General features: G+C 50.1%; 1 protein-coding gene and 1 pseudogene. Both read right to left on the reverse strand.

Features of this window, described 5'->3' with window-relative positions:
- Positions 1-219: sigma factor (locus B3180_RS09660; RefSeq protein ID WP_286844260.1), on the reverse strand; the 219-nt coding region annotated here is incomplete at its 3' end.
- Positions 212-381 (reverse strand): annotated as a pseudogene (locus B3180_RS09665) (MinD/ParA family protein); the annotation flags it as partial. The gene B3180_RS09660 and the pseudogene B3180_RS09665, both read right to left, overlap by 8 nt.

The raw sequence follows: 381 nt of genomic DNA on the forward strand, positions 1-381 counted from the left end.
GCCGGCAAAAGTTTCGAAGCTGGCACCTTTGCTGTTATCAAAGTTACGCGCAGCTTCTAGTAAGCCAATCATGCCTGCCTGTATTAAATCATCCACTTGCACGCTGGCGGGTAGTCTCGCCATCATGTGGTGGGCAATACGCTTAACCAGTCCGGTATGCTGCTCAATAATGGCATTCCGGTTGTCAGCGGTGGCGGCATAAACGGCAGCTTTATTCATTGGCAACATCCCGCTTACTCTCGTTATCGGCAGAAGTTATCAATTGTTCAAGGAAAAATTCTAAATGTCCTCCGGCTTGAGCCGGAACGGGCCAGTCCAGCGCCTTCTTAGCCAGTGCTTTTATCGCTAATGACGCCGGCGATTTAGGGTAAGCCATGACAA

The sequence above is a fragment of the Idiomarina sp. UBA4206 genome, from assembly GCF_002383015.1.
Classification (GTDB): Bacteria; Pseudomonadota; Gammaproteobacteria; order Enterobacterales; family Alteromonadaceae; genus Idiomarina; species Idiomarina abyssalis.